This is a genomic window from Streptomyces sp. UC4497 (assembly GCF_054871485.1).
In genome coordinates, this window is record NZ_JBTYHB010000018.1 from 18,499 (window position 1) to 38,415 (window position 19,917).

Sequence of the window (19,917 nt, forward strand, 5' to 3'; positions counted from 1 at the left end):
TCCGCTATGTCCAATTGCTTGGATCACTCGCGGAGGCAGCCTCTACTATGCCGTACCAAGAGCCTTCGATGCGACGGTACAGCTCGGCGCTCTGCAGAACCTTGATCACGAGGCAACCTCGGTAGGCCTCACCGATGTTCTTGCGCACGGTCTTCGGGTTGTGCTTCTTGAGCGTCGTTTTGTAGAAGGCGTCGCGGTCCGAGCCGACGAGGTCTGCCCAGTAGCGCTCGGAGGCGGACACGTCCGCCGTTTCGTGGATCATCACGCAGAAGCGCAGGCGGCGGCGCTCGACCCCGAGCATGTCGAGCCATGCCAGGAAGACCTGGATCACGCCCGGATCGCTGTTGACGAATGTGACGGTCTCGCGTCGCGCGTGCGGCTTGTCCTTGGTGCCCTCGGCCCAGTACAGGGCGGCGCCGACGAGGAGCAGCTCGCGGTCCGACATCCGGCCGACTTCCAGCCGGGCGGCTTCCTTGGTACGCGACCGTTCTGCCTCTCGCACCGCGTGCTCGTGCTCCCACCTCTTCCGTGCCGCCAGCTTGGCCTGGTCCGACCGGGCCGACTGTTCCGGCTTCGGCAGGTCCCGCACCCACAGCGAGATCGAGCCCTTCGAGCAGCCCAGTTCGACCTGGATGCGGTCGTACGTCCAGCCCTGGAGGCGCAGTTCGCGGGCGCGGTCGCGCAGGTCGTCCTTCGCGTTGGGGCGGCGGGTCCAGTCCGGGGGCGGCTCGCCTTCGAGGAGGCGGTTGAGGATGTCGTTGTTGTCGACGTGCAGGGTGTCGCGGATCTGGCGCCGGCTGAGGCCCTCGCGGCGCAGCTGGACGGCTTGCTCGCGGAGGGCTTCGAAATCGGCGTACTTGCCTGTGGCGTGTGTCATGGGCAACAGGGTGGGGCGGAATCTCGGGATCCGGCGGATGTTCGATTAGGGATCACCAGTACGCGTGGTGGAGTTATCCACAATGCGGGCCGCGCGGAGTGGGGTGGTGGAGACCACTACGTAAAACTCGCCGGAAATCGGGCACCCGGCGCCCGTAGTCTTGAGGGCATGACCACAGCGGGGGAAGTTCACCGAGCCGCGGCCGGGGGGCCGTGGTGGTGGGCGCGGCGCAGGGCTGCCGCGCTGGATGTGGTGCTGGCGGTGGCGTCCGCGGTGGAGTGTGCCGTGGAGGGGGTGCCGTTCGCGCACAAGGCCGGGCTGCCGGTCTGGGTGGGGGTCCTTTTCGGGGCGCTGACCGGCTCGACGCTCGTGCTGCGGCGGCAGTGGCCGATCGCCGTGGTGCTGATCTCGGTGGCGGTGACGCCGGCGCAGATGGGCGTGATGCTGACGGTCGTCGGGCTGTACTCGCTGGCGGCGTCGGAGGTGCCGCGGCGGATCATCGGGGCGCTCGCGGGCATGTCGTTCCTGGGCACGTTGATCGTGTCGGTGGTGCGGGTGCAGCAGGACTCCGCGGCGCATGCGGACACGTTCCAGGTGGCCAACTGGGTCGTGCCGTTCCTCGCGATCACCACGGCGCTCGGGGTGACGGCTCCGCCGTTGCTGCTCGGGCTCTACGTGGGGGCGCGGCGCCGGCTGATGGATTCGCTGCAGGAGCGCAACGAGTCGCTGGAGCGGGAGTTGGGGCTGCTCGCCGAGCGGGCCGAGGAGCGGGCCGAGTGGGCGCGGGGCGAGGAGCGGACCCGGATCGCGCGCGAGATGCACGACGTGGTGGCGCACCGGGTGTCGTTGATGGTGGTGCACGCGGCGGCGTTGCAGGCGGTGGCGCGGAAGGACCCCGAGAAGGCCGTGAAGAACGCGGCGCTGGTCGGGGACATGGGGCGGCAGGCGCTCACCGAGCTGCGGGAGATGTTGGGGGTGCTGCGGGCCGGGGAGCCGGTGCCGCGGCGGGTGGACCGGATGCCGTTGGAGGCGGTGGGGGTGGCCGCCGCGGCGGCGGCGTCGCGGGCCGAGGCGGAGGTGGAGGCCGGGCCGTGGCTCGCCGAGCTGGAGGATCTGGTCGGGCAGTCGCGGGAGGCCGGGATGGTCGTCGAGGTGTCCGTGGAGGGGGAGTCGCGGGGGTACGCGGCGGTGGTGGAGCAGACGGCGTACCGGGTGGTCCAGGAGGCGCTGACGAACGTGCACAAGCATGCGGCGGGGGCGAAGACGTACGTGCGGCTCGCGCATCGGGGTGCGGAAGTGGCGATGCAGGTGGAGAACGAGCCGCCGCCGGAGCCGGGGGCTGCCGCGTCGGCCGGGTTGCCCTCCGGGGGAAACGGTTTGGTGGGCATGAAGGAACGTGTCGCCGGGCTCGGCGGGGTGTTCGTGTCGGGTCCGACGGATGCGGGTGGCTTCCGGGTGTCGGCGGTGCTGCCGGCGGCGTTGTAGGGGGCGGGTCCCCTCCGGGGCGTCTTCCGTGATGGGTTGCGGCGCCGCGGTCTTGAGCTGGGCCGGGGTGGCGCCTGCCGTGATCGTTGCGCGGCACCGGTCTCGTCCGGCTGCGCCGGTGCCGGAGTTGGTATCTGGCGTGATGGCTACGCGGTGCCGTTCCCTGTGCGGCTGTGCCGGTACCCGCTCAGGTCCCACCACCCGCCCCCTTCCGGGGGCTTCGGCCCGATGCCCGGCGTGGTGGTTGCGCGGTGCCGCGGTTTCGAGCTGCGCCGGGGTGGCCGCCCGCCCTTTCCGCTGCGCGGAACCAGGGCTTGGGGGCGGTGCCGGAGTTGGTGCCTGGGGTGATGGCTACGCGGCGCCGGTCCTTGTCCGGCTGTGTCGGTGCCGGCTCACCTCCCGCCGCCCGCCCCCTCCGGGGGCTTCGGCCCGACGTCCGGCGTGGTCGTTGCGCGGCACCGGGGCTTTTCGCCGGGCTGTGGTCCGTGTCTGCCGCGAGTGGTGCGCTGGTCGCTGCGTGGCGCCAGGGGTTGTGGGTGTGTCGGAGTTGGTGCCTGGCGTGGTGGTTGCGCGGCGCCGGTCCTTGTTCGGCCGCGCCGATGCCCGCTTACCTCCCACCGCCCGTCCGCGGGGGCCGACGTCTGTCGTGAACGGCGCGCTGTGTCAGGGGCTGTGGGCCCACGCGCCCGTTGCACGGCGCCGGTCCCCGTCCGGCTGCGCCGATGCCCGCTCAACTCCCACCGCCCGCCCCTCCGGGGGCTTCGGCCCGACGCCTGGCGTGATCGTTGCACGGCACCGGGGTTTCTCTCCGGGCTGTGGTCCGAGTCTGCCGCGAACGGTGTGCCCGCCGGGGCGCCTTGCCCACCCTGTCGCCCGGTGGGGTCTCCCCTGCCCGGATCGGAGCTTGTCGTAGAGCTTGGGCGGTCGGCCGACTGCCAACGGTGGGGAGCCTTGGGCGGCGGCAGGCGTCCAAGGTGGGGTGGGCGGTCGGACGAACGCAACGGCTGGGAACCTCGCCCCTCTCGGCCGGAGCCCCCGGAAGGGGTGGGCGGGGGAGAGGCGGATCAGGTGGGGTCGGCTGTGGCCGTGCCCGGCGTCTGTCGTGAGCGGTGCGTTGCGCCAGGGGCTGTGCTTGTCCGGGGCTGGGCCCCACGCCCGTGTTGCGTGGCACCGGTCGCCGACCGGGGGTGCCGTACCCCTCTGGGCGGGAGTCCCCGGAGGGGGTGGGCGGGGGAGAGACGGATCGGGCGGGGTCGGTCGTGGCCGGGCTCGGCGTCTGTCGTGAACGGTGCGCTGCGCCAGGGGCCGTGCTTGTCCGTGGTCGGGCCCCACACCCGTGTTGCGCGGCACCGGTCGCCTACCGGGGGTGCCGCACTCCTCTGGGCGGGAGTCCCCGGAAGGGGCAGGCGGGGGAGAGACGGATCGGGTGGGGTTGGCCGTGGCCGGGCTCGGCGTCTGTTGTGAGCGGTGCGTTGCGCCAGGGGCTGTGCTTGTCCGGGGCTGGGCCCCATGCCCGCGTTGCGCGGCACCGGTCGCCAACCGAGGGTGCTGCACCCCTCTGGGCCGGAGCCCCCGGAGGGGGCGGGCGGGTGGGAGATGGGCGGCGGATCCGGCGGAGTCAGGCGGGGGTTGGCCGTGGCCCGGCAGGGGCGGTTGAGGTCAGACGGGGCCGGACGGCGCGGGACCGGCGGGTTGCGGACCCGTTCGGCGCGGGTGGGGGACAACGTTCGACGCGGGTGGGGCACACCGTTCGACCCGGGCGGGGGACACCCTGCCGCAGGTGGGCAGGTGCCGGTTACCCCGGAGGGGACAGGCGTGGGGGCTGGAGGCCCGTGATCAGGGTGGAGAGGGCCGCGTCTATGTCGGGGCCCAGGTACCAGTCGCCGCTGTGGTCGAGGGCGTAGATGCGGCCCTCCGTGTCGATCGCCAGCAACGCCTCCGTGCCCGACTCCGCCCCCAGCGGAGCGAGTTCCGTGTCGAGGGCGCGGCCGAGGTCGCCGAGGGTGCGGGCCGCGTGGAGGCCGTGGAGGGGGTCCAGGTGCGGCTGGGCGGGGGCGATGTGGCGGCCGGGGCCCGTGGGCGTGAGGTGGAGGCCGCCGAATTCGGCCCAGGCCTCGACCGCCGCCGGGAAGACGGAGTGGCGGTGGCCGGCGGGGGAGACGTGGGTGCGCAGGGCGTCCGCCCAGAATTCCGCCTGCTTGATGTCCCAGCGGCCCGGCTGCCATCCGGCGACGCGCAACGTGGCGTCGACCAGGTCGGAGAAGCGGGCGTCCTGGGAGGTGGGGTGGGGCATCAGTGCGCGGCCTCGTTGTCGTCGTGCGGGGTGTTGTCCGTCTCGGGGGCCACTACGTGGACGCCGAAGTGGGCCGTCAGCGCCGTACAGGCGCGACAGGGGCGGGCGAAGCCGCCGTGCAGCGGGTCCCCGTCCTCGCGGATGCGCCGGGTGGTGAGCTTGGACTGCTTGAGGGCCTTGCGGGCCTCTCCGACGGTCATGGGCCTGCGGCGGGCCCGCTTCGACTTCTCCGTGCGCTCGGCGTCGCTCGCCGTGAGGTGCCGGGAGACGAGGATGACCTCGGCGCAGCGCCCGGTGAAACGGTCGCGCTGCGCGCTGGTCAACGTATCCAGGAAGTCCTGGACCAACGGGTGCAGGGCCGGGGCCTTTTCGCCGCGGGCCGCGGTCGCGGTGAGGGTGGTGCCGCGGACGGAGAGGGCGGCGGCGACGGTGGGGAGTATGCCGTCCCGGCGCACGCGAAGGGTGGGTACGGCGCCGTCGTCGGTGGCGCTCCAGCCGACGCGCGGGTCGTCGCCGGGCTGCTCGTCCGCGGGTGCAGTTTCCTCTGCGGTACCGCTGCGCATCTGTTGTTTCCCCTCCTGCAGTTCCCCACTGCAATCCCCCTGGTTGCCTGCACAGACTGCCAAACGGGCCCGCGGATGTGGAAGCCGGACCCCGATGTCGGCGCTGTCACGCCCGATCGGTCACGTCGTGGTGATGCTCAGGTGACTGCTGGTCATGGAACCGGAGGCCCGGTGACCGGTGTCGCACAACCGCATAGGCTGTCGTTTGATTCGTACGGATCAGGAGCAGGTCCGGAACAGACCCGGGACGGCCCCGGGACAGATCCGCAACCGTCACGAGCGCCGCAGGGGGCAACAGCCATGACGACAGGTCGGCTCGGGCAGCAGGCCGCGCCGCCGAACGCGGCTTATGCCGGGCAGGTCGTGCACTTCCCGGACCCGGTCCGCGCTGCCCGTCATCCGCGCGGAGTTCGCGTGGACGATGACGGTTTCCCGGATTTCTCCCCGTATGCCCGTGCCGTCGCGGAGATCGCGGATCCGCCGCAGGGCTTCGGTGTCGACGAGTTGCGGCTGACGGACTACGTGTCGGCGAACGCGGCGCTCGCCGCGTCCGGGCACGAACTGTGGGACATGATCCCGCCGGTGGCGACGCCGCACGGCTGGACGTGGCACCACGCGCGCGGCTCGCGTCGCCTGGAGTTGATCCCGGTCGAGGTGAAGGCGCTGCTGCGGCACCACGGTGGTCTCGCGACGGCTGCGGTGGACCAGCGCAAGCGTGGCACGCGGCCGTTGCAGGACACGCGGCCCGTGCACTTCGGTCTCCCGAAGTCCGGGGTCGCGGTCTCGGAGAGCCAAGTGCTGTCCGCGGAGGAGGACTTGGGCTACCGGCTGCCGGGCGCGTACCGCTCGTTCCTGAAGGCGGGCGGCGGCTGCGCGCCCGTCGGGACGGGCCTGGACGCCGAGTTGGGCCTCCTGGTCGACCAGCCGTTCTTCACGGTGCGCGACGAGGCGGCCGTGAACGACCTGGTGTATGTCAACAAGTGTCTGCGCGATCACCTGACGAAGGACTATCTGGGTGTCGCGTTCGTGCAGGGCGGGTTGCTCGCCGTGAAGGTGCGGGGCGACGCGGTCGGCTCCGTGTGGTTCTGCGCGTACGACGACGCGCGGGACAGCGGTGAGACGGCGGTGCTGCCGGTGGCCGAGCGGGTGGAGCGGCTGCTGCTGCCCTGCGGTGCGGACTTCGACGGTTTCCTGTCCCGACTCGCGGGCAGTCCGCCGGAGTTGGAGACGGTGGCGAATCTGATGGTGGACGGCGGCTTCGCGCGTGCCGTTCCGGTCGCCGGTGGGGAGTGAGCTTGCGATGGTGACGTTCGCGCAGGCGCAGGAGCGCGCCGAGGAATGGATCAACGGGGAGGTGCCCGCGTACCAGCACCGTGAGGTGCGGGTGCGGGAGTTCGAGCTGGGCTTCGTCGTGTGGGCGGAGGACCGGGAGGCCGGTCCGGTGTCCGACGGCGGGCGCCAGCGCCTCGTGATCGCGCGGGACAGCGGGGACGCCTCGCTGTGGCCCTCGCTGCCGGTGGGTGAGGTGATCCGGCGGTACGAGGAGGAGTACGGGCTGCCGGACGCGCCGGCCGAGCCGTCGGCTCCGCGGTCGCCGGAGCGGGTGGACCTGAACCAGACGTCGTTCCTGCTGACTCCTCCGGAGTGGTTGCAGGAGGAGGCGGACCGGCGTTCGGACGCGCCGGCCGAGCCGGTGGATTCGGTTCCTGCGCGGGTCGATGCCGAGCCGCAGGACGCCGTGCCCCCGGCCCCGGTCCCGGTCGATGCGACGCCGTGGGCCGGTACGGACACGAACGGGGTGGGCGACGAGGAGGACCGTTCGGTTCCGCTGCCCGACACGGTGTTCTCGCCGCCGCTCGCCGAGGACGCGCCGCCGCCCGGTGTCACGCCGGACGCGCAGACGGCCCGCATCGTGGGTGGCAGCCAGCTGCCGCCGACGGCACCGTCCCCGGCCCTGGACAAGCAGCCGGAGACGTCGTCGTACGGCTACCCGGCGGGTCCCCCCGAGGCCGCCCAGCCGCCGACGGCCCCGCCCTCGTACGGCTACCCACAGGGCACCATCCCGCCGCCCCCACCACCGCCCCCGTCGGACGTCCCGGTGACGTACGCCAACCAGCAGCCTGCGCCTGACGCGCCTGCCCAGCAGCCCCCGTCGGCTCCGCCTGCTCCTTCGCACGGCTTCCCGCCGGCTGCGTCGGACACGGGTGCTCAGCCCCCGTCGGCTCCGCCTGCTTCGGCGCCTTCGTACGGCTTCCCGCCGGCCGCGTCCGACACGGGCCCTCAGCCTCCGTCGGCTCCGCCTGCTTCGGCGCCCTCGTACGGCTTCCCGCCGGCTGCGTCGGACACGGGTGCTCAGCCTCCGTCGGCGCCGCCCGCGGCTCCGACGCCCCCTCCCGCCGAGCGGACCGACTCCTACGGCTATCCGCAGGCCGCGGCCGCGGCCTCGTTCCCGCCGCCCGCTCCGGGGACCGCGGTTCCCGGGCCGCCGCCTCCCGGGGCTTCGTACGGCTACCCGCAGGAGGGTCCCGGGGCACGCGACGCCGGCGGTCGGCCGCTGCCGCCCGGCGCCGGTGACATCGCGAACGCCGCGACCAGCAAGGCCGAGCCCCCGCGGGGTGGCGGTGCGCAGACTCCGCCGCCGCCGGGACCTCCCGGTGCCCCGGCGGGTGGCTACGTGCCTACGCAGATGATGTCGCAGCCCGGCCCGGACGCGCCGCCGCAGACGCCTGGCGAGCCCGGCCCGCCTCCGCCTCCCGGCGCCCCTGGTGCCCCCGGTGCTCCCGGCGAGGGCGTTCACCACGCCGCGACGATGCTCTCGGGCCCGCCTCCCGGCGGCCCCGCAGGTCAGGCCCCGCCTCCGCCTCCCGGCGCCCCTGGCGCCCCTGGTGCTCCCGGCGAGGGCGTGCACCACGCCGCGACGATGCTCTCGGGCCCCGGCCCGCAGGGCCCCGACCAGTCGACGCCGCCCCCACCCCCACCCCCCGGCGCGCCCGGCGCGGGTGTCCACCACGCCGCCACGATGCTCTCGGGTCCCGCCCCGCAGGGTCCCGGCCCCATGCCCCCGCCCGCTCCCGGTCAGCAGATTCCCGGCGCGCCCCCGGCGGCGTACGGGTATCCGCAGCCGCCGCAGCGTCAGCAGCCCGCCCAGCCGGCGGGGCAGCCGACCGTGGGGCCCGGGTATCAGGCCGTGCTGCGGTACCGCGCGCCCGACGGGTCCGAGCAGCAGCTCATCCGGCGGTCCGCGCCGGGGACGCCGCACCCGGAGTGGCAGATCTTCCACGAGCTGCGCGGCATGAGCGTGCCGCCGGACCAGGTGCTCGAACTCCACACGGAGCTGGAGTCCTGCTCGCTGCCCGGCGCGTACTGCTCGCGCATGATCCAGGAGCAGTGGCCGCAGGCGCGGATCACGTCGATCGCGCCGTACGGCACCGATCACGCGAGCCGTCAGCAGGGCATGCAGCAGCTCCTCGCGCACCAGGGCGAGCTGCACCAGGTCGCCGACGGCCCGGCGCGCCCGGCGCCGGTGCGCGCCCCGCTGCAACCCGCGCACCCCGCGCCCCCGGCCGCGCCGGAGGCGATCGCGCAGGAGCTGGCGGCGGCGTTCGGCCCCGGTGTGTTCCGCTTCGACCAGCGGGCCGTGTCGCGGCAGGGCGTCCCGGACACCGTGGCGCACACGCTCGTCGTCGCGGGTCTTCCGTCCGACTTCGGGCCGTTCTTCTGGGCGCAGGCCCAGCCTGGCCGCCCCGTGCCGACGCTCGCCGAGCTGGCGCAGGAGCGTGGCGTGCAGGCGGCCTCGGACGCGGGCTCGTACCTCGTGATGGGCAGCGACTTCGGCAAGGCGCTGTGTGTGCAGTACGGGACGGCGAACATCGTGGCCGTGCCGGTGGAGGCGGGGCCCGACGGCGCCCCCGCGCCGCCGCAGTTCGTGAACAGCGGTCTGCCGGAGTTCGCCCGCTCCATCGCTCTGCTCGGCCGGATGTGGCGGCTGCGCTTCGGGCTCAACCAGGAGCAGGCGGGCCGCTGGACCGTCGACTTCCAGGCGGAGCTGAGCGCGATCGACTCGGCGGCGCTCGGATCGCCCGAGACCTGGTGGTCGGTGCTGCTCGAGCAGATGTGGGACGGGCTGCTGTAGGCGGCCGCGTAAGGCTGTCTCGTACGGCGGTGACGGGGCGCTCGACCTGCGCGACGGGTCGGGCGCCCCGATCATGCGCACATGGCAGCTGAGTGGAGTGAGCCGACGACGTTGCGGGCGAAGCGGCCGCGGCGGCGCTGGCCCCGGCGGGTCGGACTGACCCTGCTCGTCGTCCTCGTGGTGCTCGCCGCGTACGGCATCGGCCTGTGTTTCTGGGCGGGTTCGCGGCTCCAGACGACGGACGCGTTCAGCGACTACGACGGCCGTCCGGCCGCGGGCGCGGGCACGAACTGGCTGCTGGTCGGTTCGGACTCGCGGGAGAACCTGACGCCCGAACAGCGCAAGGACCTGCACGTCGGCAACGACGAGGGCAACCGCACCGACACGATCATGGTGCTGCACTACGGGGACAGCGGCCCGTATCTCGTCTCGATCCCGCGCGACTCGTACGTCCCGATCCCGGGATACGGCCAGAACAAGATCAATTACGCGTACTCGGTGGGCGGCGCGAAGCTGCTCACACAGACCGTGGAGCAGGCGACGGGGCTGCGCATGGACCACTACGCGGAGGTCAGCTTCCTGGGTCTCGTCGATGTCGTCGACGCGCTCGGCGGGGTCGAGATCTGTGTGGCCGACGGCGGCCTGCACGACGAGAAGTCGGGCGCCGACTTCGACGCTGGCTGCCAGACGATGAACGGCACGCAGGCCCTGCAGTACGCGCGCGCCCGCTACTCCGACCCGACGGGCGACCTGGGCCGGGTCAAGCGGCAGCAGCAGCTGGTGGACGCGATCGCCCACAAGGCGCTCAGCCTGCGGGTGCTGGTGCCGCCGTGGAGGCTGATCCCGTTCATGAGCGCCTCGCTCGACGCGCTGACCGTCGACAAGGACACCGGGGTCGGCGCGCTGGCGAACATGGGTGTGAAGATGTCCGATCCGGCCGCGACGACGACCGTTCCTGTGGGCAGTGAGCCCGATGTTTCGGGAGTCGGGGACGTGGTGATGTGGAACGAGAGCGAGGCCGATCAGCTCTTCACCGCGCTGCGAGAGGACAAGGCGATTCCGACTTTCGACGGCAATTGACGCATCCTGGACCGAGTGGGTCGACCTGGGCGTCACGTGTGTCGGAATGTGGCCGCCTCAGGTTGTTCCATCAAGATGTGCGCCAATCGCGCAAAATGTCGTAGATCGGGCTTGCCGGTGCCGGTCGGTGCCTTGCCGGAGAGGGGATCCAGATGAGCGGTGCGGGTGGAACGGGGTCGTCGCAGTACGGCTTCGTCGGCGTACGGGGCCGGGGGTATCGGCCCGAGCAGGTGGAGGCCGCCGCCGCCAAGCTCTCCGGGGAACGGGACGAGGCCTGGGAGCGGGCCGCGCGCCTGACCGTCCTCGCCAAGGAGATGGAGGAGGAGGTCGAGCGACTGCGTGAGGCCGTCGCGAACCTCGCCCCGCAGACGTACGAAACGCTGGGCAAGCGGGCCCAGTACCTCCTGGAGCTGGCCGAGGAGGAGGACACCGCCGTGCGCGGCGCCGCGCTGGCCGACGCGCAGGCCGAGGCCGATGCCGCACGCGCGGCGGCGGACGAGGCGCGGGACGACGCGCAGGCGCACTCCGACGAGGTGCGCGGCAAGGCGGAGGAGTACGCGCAGCGGCGCATCGCGGCCGCGCAGGCCGAGGCCGACGACATCCGGGTGTCCGCCCGGCGCGACGTCAAGGAGATGCGCGGCGAGGCGCTCGCGGTGCTGCGCGAGATGCGTGAGCGCACGGACGCGCACCTCGCCGACCAGGCCAAGGAGCACGCCGAGCGGATCGAGGAGGCGGACCGGGAGGCGGCCGAGCAGGTGGCCGCGTCCGAGGCGTGGGAGGCGGGTGCCGTCGCCGAGGCCGAGGAGCGGCTTTCGGAGGCGAAGCGGTTGCTCGGTGAGACCGAGGAGGAGGCGCGGCACGGCCAGGAGGACGCGGAGGCCGCGGCGGCGGAGCTGCTTGCCCAGGCGCGGGCGCGTGAGGAGCGGATCGAGCGGGAGACGGAGTCGATCCTCTCGGGGCACGAGGAGGAGCGCGAGGAGATGCGCTCCCACATGGAACACGTCCGCGCCTCGCTGGCCACCCTCACGGGCAAGGCGTCCGCCGAGGCCGAGTGAGGCCCACCCGATCCCACGCCACGGGGCGCTGCCCCGGGCCCCGCGCCTCAATCGCCGGCGGGGCTGGAAAGATCGGGGCTCCGCCCCGGACCCCGCGCCTCAAACGCCGGCGGGGCTGGAAATGCCAATCGCCGCCGGGCCGGGTCGCCTCAATCGCCGGCGGGGCTCGGTATTTCCAGCCCCTGCGGCGATTGAGCAGCGGGGTCCGGGGCGGAGCCCCGTGGCGTGGGGGCGGACGAGTGCACCGTTAAGGTTGGGCGGTCGTCAAGTGGTGGGCGGATGCGAAAGGTTGAGTCGACATGGGTGATGGCCAGCTGCTGCCGGAGGTGGAGCGCGGCGCGGTCCGGCGCATCACGATCGTCGGCGAGGACGTCCTGCGCCGCCGCTGCGAACCCGTCACCGCCACCCTCTTCGGCACCCCCGAGCTGGACCGCCTGATCGACGACATGTTCGCCACGAACCACGTCGCGCACGGCGCGGCCATCGCCGCCAACCAGGTCGACGTGGACCTCCAGCTCTTCGTCTACGACATGGAGGACGACTGGGGCGTCCGGCACACCGGCCACATCTGCAACCCCGTGCTCGACGAGCAGCCGCCGGCGGACCGCAGGCTCGTCGACGAGATGGAGGGCTGCCTCTCCGTGCCGGGCCCCTACAAGACGGTCGCGCGCGCCGACCACGCCGTCGTACGCGGTCAGGACAAGGACGGCAACCCGCTCGTCGTCGAGGGCCGCGGCTACTTCGCCCGCTGCCTCCAGCACGAGACGGACCATCTGTACGGCCGCCTCTACATCGACCGCCTCGCCAAGCGCGAACGCCGGGACGCGCTGCGGGAGATGGAGGAGCTGAAGGATGATGTGCTCGCGCGTCGCGCCGAGTTGGCGGAGCGGCTCGGCAAGTAACGCCGGGCGCGCTCAGTTCCGCGTGCTCCCGCCCGGCGCCGTCGGCGAGCCCGCCAGGATCCACGCCTCCACGGCCTCGTACTGCTGCCGCTGCGCGTCGGCCTTGCGCCGGTCCGTGAGGACCGTGCCGAGCCAGCCGAAGAGGAAGCCCAGCGGGATGGACACGACGCCCGTCGTCGTGAACGGGAACCAGTTGAAGTCCATGCCGGGGAACGCCGAGGTCGGCGAGCCCGACACCAGGTTGGTGCCGGTCATCAGGACGACGCAGGCCGCCGTGCCGCCGAGCAGTGTCCACAGCAGGCCCGCGCGCGTGTAGCGGCGCCAGAAGAGGCTGTAGACGAGGGCCGGGGCGATGGCCGACGCCCCGAGGCAGAAGGAGAGCGTGACCAGCGGCTGCAGGTTGCGGTGCTGGAACACGCAGGCCAGGGCGATCGCGAAGGCGCCGACGCCGAGGGCCGACATCCGGGCGATGGTCAGTTCCTTACGGCCCGTCAATTCCCGCTTGGTGTAGGCGATCACGTCGTGCGCGAGGGAGTTCGCGCAGGCCAGGATCATGCCCGCGACCGAGGCGAGCAGCGTCAGGAAGAGCGCCGTGGTGACGGTGGTGAACAGCAGGGACTCGCCCGTGCTCGTCGTCGCGCCGAAGACCGCCCGCGCCCCGAGCAGATACGCCGTGTTGCCCTGCCGGTCGGCCTGGGTGATCGCCTGGCTGCCGAGCATCGCCGTCGCGCCGAAGGCGACCACGGAGATGATCAGTACGAACAGGCCGACAGCGGACACCGCCCAGGTCATCGAGCGGCGCACCTCGCGCGCGTGCCGGGCCGTGTACATGCGCATCGTGACGTGCGGCAGCGCGGCCCCGCCGACGACCACCGTCAGCTCCGAAGTGATCATGTCGAGGCGGGGGGCCGGGCTGCCCGCGAACTGGAGGCCCGAGGACAGATAGGCGTTGCCCGCGCCGCTGCCGCGCGCGGCGGCCGCGAGCAGCGTTCCGGGATCCCAGTCGAAGCGGCTCAGTACGAGCAGGGCGATCACCATGCCCGAGCCGAGCAGCATCACGATCTTGAAGATCTGGATGACGGCGGTGCCCTTCATGCCGCCGATCACCGCGTAGCTGATCATGAGGGCGCCGAGCGCGATCACGGCGGCCGTCTTGAAGGTCTCGTTGCTGAAGCCGAGCAGGAACGCCAACAGGTCGCCCGCTCCCGCCAGTTGGACGAGCATGATGGGCATCAGGGCCGCGATCGTGGCCGCGCAGGCCGCCATCCGCACCGAGCGGCCCGGCATCCGCCGCGCCAGGGTGTCGCCCATCGTGAACCGGCCCGCGTTGCGCAGCGGTTCGGCCAGCAGGAACATCAGCAGCATCAGGGAGAGCGCCGTGCTCAGGGCGAGCACCACGCCGTCGTAGCCGAGCAGCGCGATGATGCCGCCGGTGCCGAGGACGGTGGCCGCGGAGATGTAGTCGCCCGCGATGGCCAGGCCGTTGCGGATCGGGCCGAGGCGGCCGAAGCCCGTGTAGAACTCCTCGAGGCCGTCGCGGTCGGGGCCGGTCATGATGCACAGCAGCAGCGTGATCGTCGCCACCGCCGTGAACGCGACCAGGGACATGGCGTCGGTGGACGCGGCGGCGACGGCCGGACCCGTTGTCATCGCGCGTAGCCCCCGCCCTTGCGGCACTGCCGGCGGATGCGGTGGACGAGCGGGTCCACGCGGCGGCGCGCCGTGTACTCGTACAGGAACAACGCCAGGCAGGTGACCGGGAGTTGGCACAGGCCGATGAGCAGTCCCGTGGAGAGGCCGCCGGTGGCCGAGCGGTTCATCAGGCCCGGTGCGAACGCGGAGAGCAGCAGGAACAGCGTGAAGTACCCGAGGGCGGTGAGGGTGGCGACGCGGCGCTGCCAGCGGTAGGCGGTGCGCAGCAGGCGCAGTTCGCCGCTGGGTGCGTCGGGATGGCGCGGGAGACGGTGCGAGTGGGGGTGAGCGGGGGCGCGCGTGTGGGGAGGGGGGTACGCCTGGAACGGATAGGGCTGTGATGGCTGGGGCTGGTACGACATCCCTGTTCTCCTTGCGTGGCTCGGGCCCGCCGGGGACTGGACGGACCGCAGGGAGTGTGTGGGGAGCCGGAACGTTACTCGTAGGTAGACGAGTTGGGGAGCGTTTAGGTGAACGATCAGTCGGTGCCGGGCGACTTTTCTTGTACGTGAGGTGAGTGTTGCTGGTGGGGGAGTTGTGCGGCGGATGACTTTTCCTGCCCGCTCTTCTCCGCTAGGGGATCGGGAGCCTCCGATTCCAGGACGGGAAAGCGCCGCGGGGCGAGCGTGAGGAGGACGAGCAGGGCGATTCCGGCGGCGCAGGCCGCGCCGACGTACACCGAGTCGACGGCCGCGTCGATCGCCCGGCGCACCTCGTCGGCGCCGGTGTCGCGGGCCACCGAGTCGAGGTCGGTGCCGGAGCCGAGGCGGCCCGCGATCACCCCGTTGGCGACCGCTCCGAAGGCGGCGGCGCCGACCGTCTGCCCGATCTGCCGGTAGAAGAGGACCGACGCGGTGGCGGTGCCGCGCTCCGCCCAGCCGACCGTGGACTGCACGCCGACGATGAGCGGGAGCTGGAAGAGGCCGAGGGTGGCGCCGAGCAGCAGGCTGAGCAGCGTGGGCTGCCAGACCTCCCCCGGGTACGGCAGCAGCAGCGGGAACGCGGCGAGCAGCACCAGCGCCCCCGCCATCCCGATCGCCGCCGTGTCCCGGAAGCCGATCCTGCGGTACACGTGCTGGCTGAGGGCCGCCGAGACCGGCCAGCTCAGCGTCATGACGGAGAGCACGAAGCCGGCGGCCGTGGGGGACAGGCCGAGGACGGACTGCGCGTACGTCGGGAGGAACGCGGTCGGCGCCACCATCAGCAGGCCCATCGCGCCGAGCGCCAGATTGACCGCCGCGATGGTGCGCCGCCGCCACACCCAGCCCGGCAGGATCGGCTCGGCGACCCGCCGCTCGATCAGGAAGACGGCGCCGATGAGCGCAATTCCCGTACACAGCAGGGCGATCGAGGGCACCGATCCCCACGCCCACGCGACCCCGCCCTGCACCAGCCAGGTCAGCAGCGCCCCGCCGGCCGCGAACACGGCGAGCGCGCCCGCCCAGTCGATCCGCGGGCGGGCCGCGTGCTCCCGGTCCGCCCGAGGTTCGTGCAGGTGTCGTACGAGGAGGAAGAGCGCGACGGCGCCGATCGGCAGGTTGATCAGGAAGATCCAGCGCCAGCCCGCGAACGAGGCGAGCAGCCCGCCGAGCGCCGGGCCGAGGACCGACGAAGTGGCCCACACGGTCGACAACTTGGCCTGGATCTTGGGGCGTTCCTTCAGGGGGTAGAGGTCGGCCGCCAGGGTCTGCACCGTGCCCTGGATCGCGCCGCCGCCCAGGCCCTGCACCACCCGGAAGGCGATCAGGGCGCCCATGTTCCACGCGGACGCGCACAGCAGCGAGCCGACCAGGAACAGCACGCTGCCCGCGATCAGCACGGGCTTGCGGCCGAAGGTGTCCGACAGCTTCCCGTACACGGGGAGGGTGACGGTGACCGCGAGCAGATAGCCCGAGAACAGCCAGGAGAAGACGGAGAAGCCGCCGAGGTCGCCGACGATCTGCGGTACCGCGGTCGAGACGATCGTCGTGTCGAGCGCGGCGAGCGCCATGCTCAGCATCAGCGCGGCGACGACTGCCCCGCGGCGTCGGTCGGTGGACCCCTGCATGTGTTCCCCCTGCACGTATCTACGTCAGGAGCTTATGCGGGTGGAGGCGCCCCTGAGTAGACGTCCACCGAGGGGTGGACCTCCCCTAAGGGAGCCTCCGTACAAGGGGCCAGGGTCGGTTCGTACCGCTGGAGGACGAGCGGGCACAGGGGGGTTCGTAGCGTTTGGGTGGTGGGGTTTTCCCCCGGAAAAGACGGGGCTTTTCCACAACGCGCAGGGGCACCCCGCTCCACCAGACTTAGCCGCACAAGGCGTTGATCCCACGCATCCGACGCGTGACCGACTTAGGAGACTTACCGTGACTACGGCTGCAACCATTCCCGGGTACAGGGACACTGGACAGCGTTCGGCCGTCGCCGCGCGGGCGCTTCAGCTCGTGAAGGCGTACGGGACGGGGGAGACCCGAGTCGTCGCGCTCGACCACGTCGACGTGGACATCGCCCGCGGGCGGTTCACCGCGATCATGGGCCCTTCGGGCTCGGGCAAGTCGACGCTGATGCACTGCCTGGCGGGCCTGGACACGGTCACGTCCGGGCAGATCTTCCTCGACGAGACCGAGATCACCGGCCTCAAGGACAAGAAGCTCACCAAGCTGCGCCGGGACCGCATCGGCTTCATCTTCCAGGCGTTCAATCTGCTGCCGACGCTGAACGCGATCGAGAACATCACGCTCCCGATGGACATAGCGGGCCGCAAGCCGGACGCCGCGTGGCTGCGCCAGGTCGTCGAGACCGTGGGGCTCGCCGAGCGCCTGAAGCACCGGCCCACACAGCTCTCCGGCGGACAGCAGCAACGGGTCGCCGTGGCCCGGGCGTTGGCCTCCCGGCCGTCGATCATCTTCGGTGACGAGCCGACCGGAAACCTCGACTCGCGCGCCGGCGCCGAGGTCCTCGGCTTCCTGCGCCGCTCCGTCGACGAGCTGGGCCAGACGATCGTGATGGTCACGCACGACCCGGTGGCCGCCTCGTACGCGGACCGCGTCCTCTACCTCGCGGACGGCCGCATCGTCGACGAGATGACGCGCCCGACCGCCGAGGCAGTCCTCGACCGGATGAAGGACTTCGACGCCCGAGGTCGCACATCATGAGTGCCAACACGGTCATGAAGACCTCGCTGCGCAACTTCGTCGCGCACAAGGGCCGGATGGCCCTCTCGGCGGTCGCCGTGCTGCTCTCGGTCGCCTTCGTCACGGGCACCCTCGTGTTCACCGACACGATGGACAAGACCTTCGACAAGCTCTTCAGCGCCACCGCGTCCGACGTCACCGTCAGCCCCAAGGACTCCGATGTCGAGGGCGGCGCCACCGGGCGGCCCGAGTCGCTGCCCGCGTCCACGCTCGCGGCCGTCCAGAAGGCCGAGGGCGTCAAGTCGGCCGAGGGCGCGGTCAGTTCGATGAACGTGACCGTGGTGAACTCCGACAACAAGAACATGGGGTCCACCACCGGCGCCCCGACGATCGCGGGCAACTGGACGCACAACGACCTGCGGTCCATGGAGATCACCTCCGGGCACTCGCCGCGCGGCCCCACCGATGTCATGGTCGACGCCGACACGGCGAAGAAGCACCACCTGAAGCTGGGCGACGAGCTGCGCACCATCGCCGCCACCGGAGACTTCAAGGCGAAGATCACCGGCATCGCCTCCTTCAAGGTGACCAACCCCGGCGCGGCCGTCGTCTACTTCGACACCGCGACCTCCCAGCGTGAACTCCTCGGCAAGACCGGTCAGTTCACCCAGATCAACGTCGCCGCGGACAGCGGCGTCAGTGACACGCAGCTCAAGAAGGACGTCGCCGCGACCCTCGACGCCGCCGGCACGTACAAGATCCAGACCCAGCAGGAGACCGCGGACGCCAACGCCGCGGACGTCGGCTCCTTCATGGACGTCATCAAGTACGCCCTGCTCGGCTTCGCCGGCATCGCCTTCCTCGTCGGCATCTTCCTGATCATCAACACGTTCTCGATGCTGGTCGCCCAGCGCACCCGCGAGATCGGCCTGATGCGCGCCCTCGGCTCCTCGCGCAAGCAGGTCAACCGCTCGGTGCTGGTCGAGGCGCTGCTGCTCGGCGTCGTCGGCTCGGTGCTCGGCGTCGTCTCGGGCATGGGCCTGGCCGTCGGCCTGATGAAGCTCATGTCGTCCATGGGCATGGAGCTGTCCACCGGCGACCTCACCGTGAAGTGGACGACCCCGGCGATCGGCCTGCTGCTCGGCATCGTCGTCACCGTCCTCGCCGCGTATCTGCCGTCCCGACGGGCCGGCAAGGTCTCCCCGATGGCCGCGCTGCGCGACGCGGGCACCCCGGCCGATGTCAAGGCGGGCGCCGTACGCGCGGTCATCGGCCTCGTCCTCACGGGCGGCGGCGGGTACGCGCTGTACCTGGCAACGCAGGCGGACAAGGCGAGCGAGGGCTCGCTGTTCCTCGGCGCGGGGATCGTCGCCTCGCTCATCGGTTTCGTCGTCATCGGCCCGCTGCTCGCCGGGATCGTGGTCCGCGGCATCAGCGCCGTGCTGCTGCGGATGTTCGGCCCGGTGGGCCGCATGGCCGAGCGCAACGCGCTGCGCAACCCGCGCCGCACCGGCGCCACGGGCGCGGCCCTGATGATCGGCCTCGCGCTGGTCGCCTGCCTCTCCGTCGTCGGCTCCTCGATGGTGGCCTCGGCCACCGACCAGCTCGACAAGTCGGTCGGCGCGGACTTCATCGTCGAGCCGAGCAACGGCGACATCACGCCGCAGGCCGCCGCGGCCCTGAAGAAGGTCCAGAAGAGCGGGAGCGTCTCCCACGTCACCGAGGTCAAGTTCGTCAAGGCGACACTGACGACCCCCTCCGGCGCCAAGGAGAAGGAGGAGCTCTCCGCGGCGAGCCCGAGCTACGCCGAGGACCTGCGGCGCGACATGACCTCCGGGCAGCTGTCGGCGGCGTACGGGAAGAACGCGATGTCGGTCGGCTCGGAGTTCGCGAAGCGCCACCACATCAAGGCCGGCGACACGATGACCGTCGCCTTCGACCACGGGCGCACGGCCGAGCTGAAGGTCGCGGCGATCACGAACGACGAGAACACGGTCTTCGACAAGGGCGCGATGTACACGAACGTCGCGACGGCCGCCCGGTACCTGCCGGCGGACCGGGTGCCGCTGAACGGGATGATGTTCGCGAAGGCGGAGCCCGGCAAGACCGACCAGGCGTACAAGGCCCTCAAGGCCTCCGTCGCCGCCGACCCGACCGTCAAGGTCAAGGACCAGACCGACTACAAGCAGACACTGAAGGACCAGATAGGCCAGCTCCTGAACATGATCTACGGGCTGCTCGCGCTCGCGATCATCGTGGCGGTGCTCGGCGTCGTGAACACGCTGGCCCTCTCCGTGGTCGAGCGGACCCGCGAGATCGGCCTGATGCGTGCCATCGGCCTCTCGCGCCGCCAGCTGCGCCGCATGATCCGCCTGGAGTCGGTGGTCATCGCCGTCTTCGGCGCGCTCCTCGGCCTGGGCCTGGGCATGGGCTGGGGCGCCACCGCACAGAAGCTGCTCGCCCTGGAGGGCCTCGGCGTCCTGGAGATCCCCTGGCCGACGATCATCGCGGTCTTCATCGCCTCGGCTTTCGTGGGCCTCTTCGCAGCCCTGGTCCCGGCGTTCCGGGCGGGCCGCATGAACGTCCTGAACGCAATCGCGACGGAATAGCCGTCCGGCACCGGCGGGGGAACGGGGGCGCGGGCCCGGGAAGCGAGAGCTTCCCGGGCCCGTTTTGCGCCCCTTCGGCGGGACGGCACGGTCAGCCCCGGCGGCGGGCGGGCCAA

At 72.0% G+C, this 19,917-nt stretch carries 14 protein-coding genes; 8 read left to right on the forward strand and 6 right to left on the reverse strand.

Features of this window, described 5'->3' with window-relative positions; translation table 11 throughout:
- Positions 1–4 precede the first annotated feature (4 nt).
- On the reverse strand, positions 5–877 hold the full coding sequence (locus ACYSUO_RS24130; RefSeq protein WP_461778322.1) for a hypothetical protein: 873 nt from the start codon (positions 875–877) through the stop codon (positions 5–7).
- Positions 878–1,045: 168 nt separating this feature from the next.
- On the opposite strand from ACYSUO_RS24130, the gene ACYSUO_RS24135 reads away from it, so the two are divergent.
- The gene (locus ACYSUO_RS24135) at positions 1,046–2,362 is read left to right on the forward strand and encodes a sensor histidine kinase (protein ID WP_461778323.1); all 1,317 of its coding nucleotides are present in this window, start codon (positions 1,046–1,048) and stop codon (positions 2,360–2,362) included.
- Positions 2,363–4,157: 1,795 nt separating this feature from the next.
- Here ACYSUO_RS24135 and ACYSUO_RS24140 read toward each other — a convergent pair.
- On the reverse strand, positions 4,158–4,655 hold the full coding sequence (locus ACYSUO_RS24140) for an SUKH-3 domain-containing protein (protein WP_403853644.1): 498 nt from the start codon (positions 4,653–4,655) through the stop codon (positions 4,158–4,160).
- Positions 4,655–5,218: a YwqJ-related putative deaminase gene (locus tag ACYSUO_RS24145; RefSeq protein WP_461778324.1), complete on the reverse strand. Its 564-nt coding sequence runs from the start codon at positions 5,216–5,218 to the stop codon at positions 4,655–4,657. The genes ACYSUO_RS24140 and ACYSUO_RS24145 overlap by 1 nt, the downstream gene beginning before the upstream one ends.
- 300 nt (positions 5,219–5,518) lie before the next feature.
- Between ACYSUO_RS24145 and ACYSUO_RS24150 the strand changes: the two genes are divergently transcribed.
- The 5 genes from ACYSUO_RS24150 (at position 5,519) to def (ending at position 12,387) form a co-directional block, all read left to right on the forward strand.
- Entirely contained in the window at positions 5,519–6,511 is a 993-nt protein-coding gene (locus ACYSUO_RS24150) for an SMI1/KNR4 family protein (protein WP_461778325.1), read from the forward strand.
- Between the two features lie 7 nt (positions 6,512–6,518).
- Positions 6,519–9,350 (forward strand): SUKH-4 family immunity protein, encoded by a 2,832-nt coding sequence (locus ACYSUO_RS24155; protein ID WP_461778326.1) that lies wholly within the window; start codon positions 6,519–6,521, stop codon positions 9,348–9,350.
- An 81-nt stretch (positions 9,351–9,431) separates the two neighbouring features.
- On the forward strand, positions 9,432–10,430 hold the full coding sequence (locus ACYSUO_RS24160; protein WP_461778327.1) for an LCP family protein: 999 nt from the start codon (positions 9,432–9,434) through the stop codon (positions 10,428–10,430).
- A 152-nt stretch (positions 10,431–10,582) separates the two neighbouring features.
- The gene (locus ACYSUO_RS24165; RefSeq protein WP_461778328.1) at positions 10,583–11,485 is read left to right on the forward strand and encodes a cellulose-binding protein; all 903 of its coding nucleotides are present in this window, start codon (positions 10,583–10,585) and stop codon (positions 11,483–11,485) included.
- 299 nt (positions 11,486–11,784) lie between these two features.
- A complete protein-coding gene (def, locus tag ACYSUO_RS24170; protein ID WP_461778329.1) occupies positions 11,785–12,387 on the forward strand; it encodes a peptide deformylase in 603 nt (200 codons plus the stop codon).
- 12 nt (positions 12,388–12,399) lie between these two features.
- Here the strand turns inward: def and ACYSUO_RS24175 are convergent, their stop codons facing one another.
- The 3 genes from ACYSUO_RS24175 to ACYSUO_RS24185 all read right to left on the reverse strand — a co-directional run bounded on the left by ACYSUO_RS24175 (position 12,400) and on the right by ACYSUO_RS24185 (position 16,126).
- A complete protein-coding gene (locus ACYSUO_RS24175; RefSeq protein ID WP_461778330.1) occupies positions 12,400–14,037 on the reverse strand; it encodes a sodium/solute symporter in 1,638 nt (545 codons plus the stop codon).
- Positions 14,034–14,441: a DUF485 domain-containing protein gene (locus ACYSUO_RS24180; RefSeq protein WP_461778331.1), complete on the reverse strand. Its 408-nt coding sequence runs from the start codon at positions 14,439–14,441 to the stop codon at positions 14,034–14,036. The genes ACYSUO_RS24175 and ACYSUO_RS24180 overlap by 4 nt, the downstream gene beginning before the upstream one ends.
- 116 nt (positions 14,442–14,557) lie before the next feature.
- Positions 14,558–16,126, reverse strand: coding sequence for an MFS transporter (locus ACYSUO_RS24185; RefSeq protein ID WP_461778332.1), 1,569 nt, complete (start codon positions 16,124–16,126; stop codon positions 14,558–14,560).
- Between the two features lie 298 nt (positions 16,127–16,424).
- Here ACYSUO_RS24185 and ACYSUO_RS24190 point away from each other — a divergent pair, with 298 nt between their 5' ends.
- Positions 16,425–17,213, forward strand: coding sequence for an ABC transporter ATP-binding protein (locus tag ACYSUO_RS24190; protein ID WP_461778333.1), 789 nt, complete (start codon positions 16,425–16,427; stop codon positions 17,211–17,213).
- Entirely contained in the window at positions 17,210–19,801 is a 2,592-nt protein-coding gene (locus ACYSUO_RS24195; RefSeq protein ID WP_461778334.1) for an ABC transporter permease, read from the forward strand. Before ACYSUO_RS24190 ends, ACYSUO_RS24195 begins: the two co-directional genes overlap by 4 nt.
- Positions 19,802–19,917: the final 116 nt, after the last annotated feature.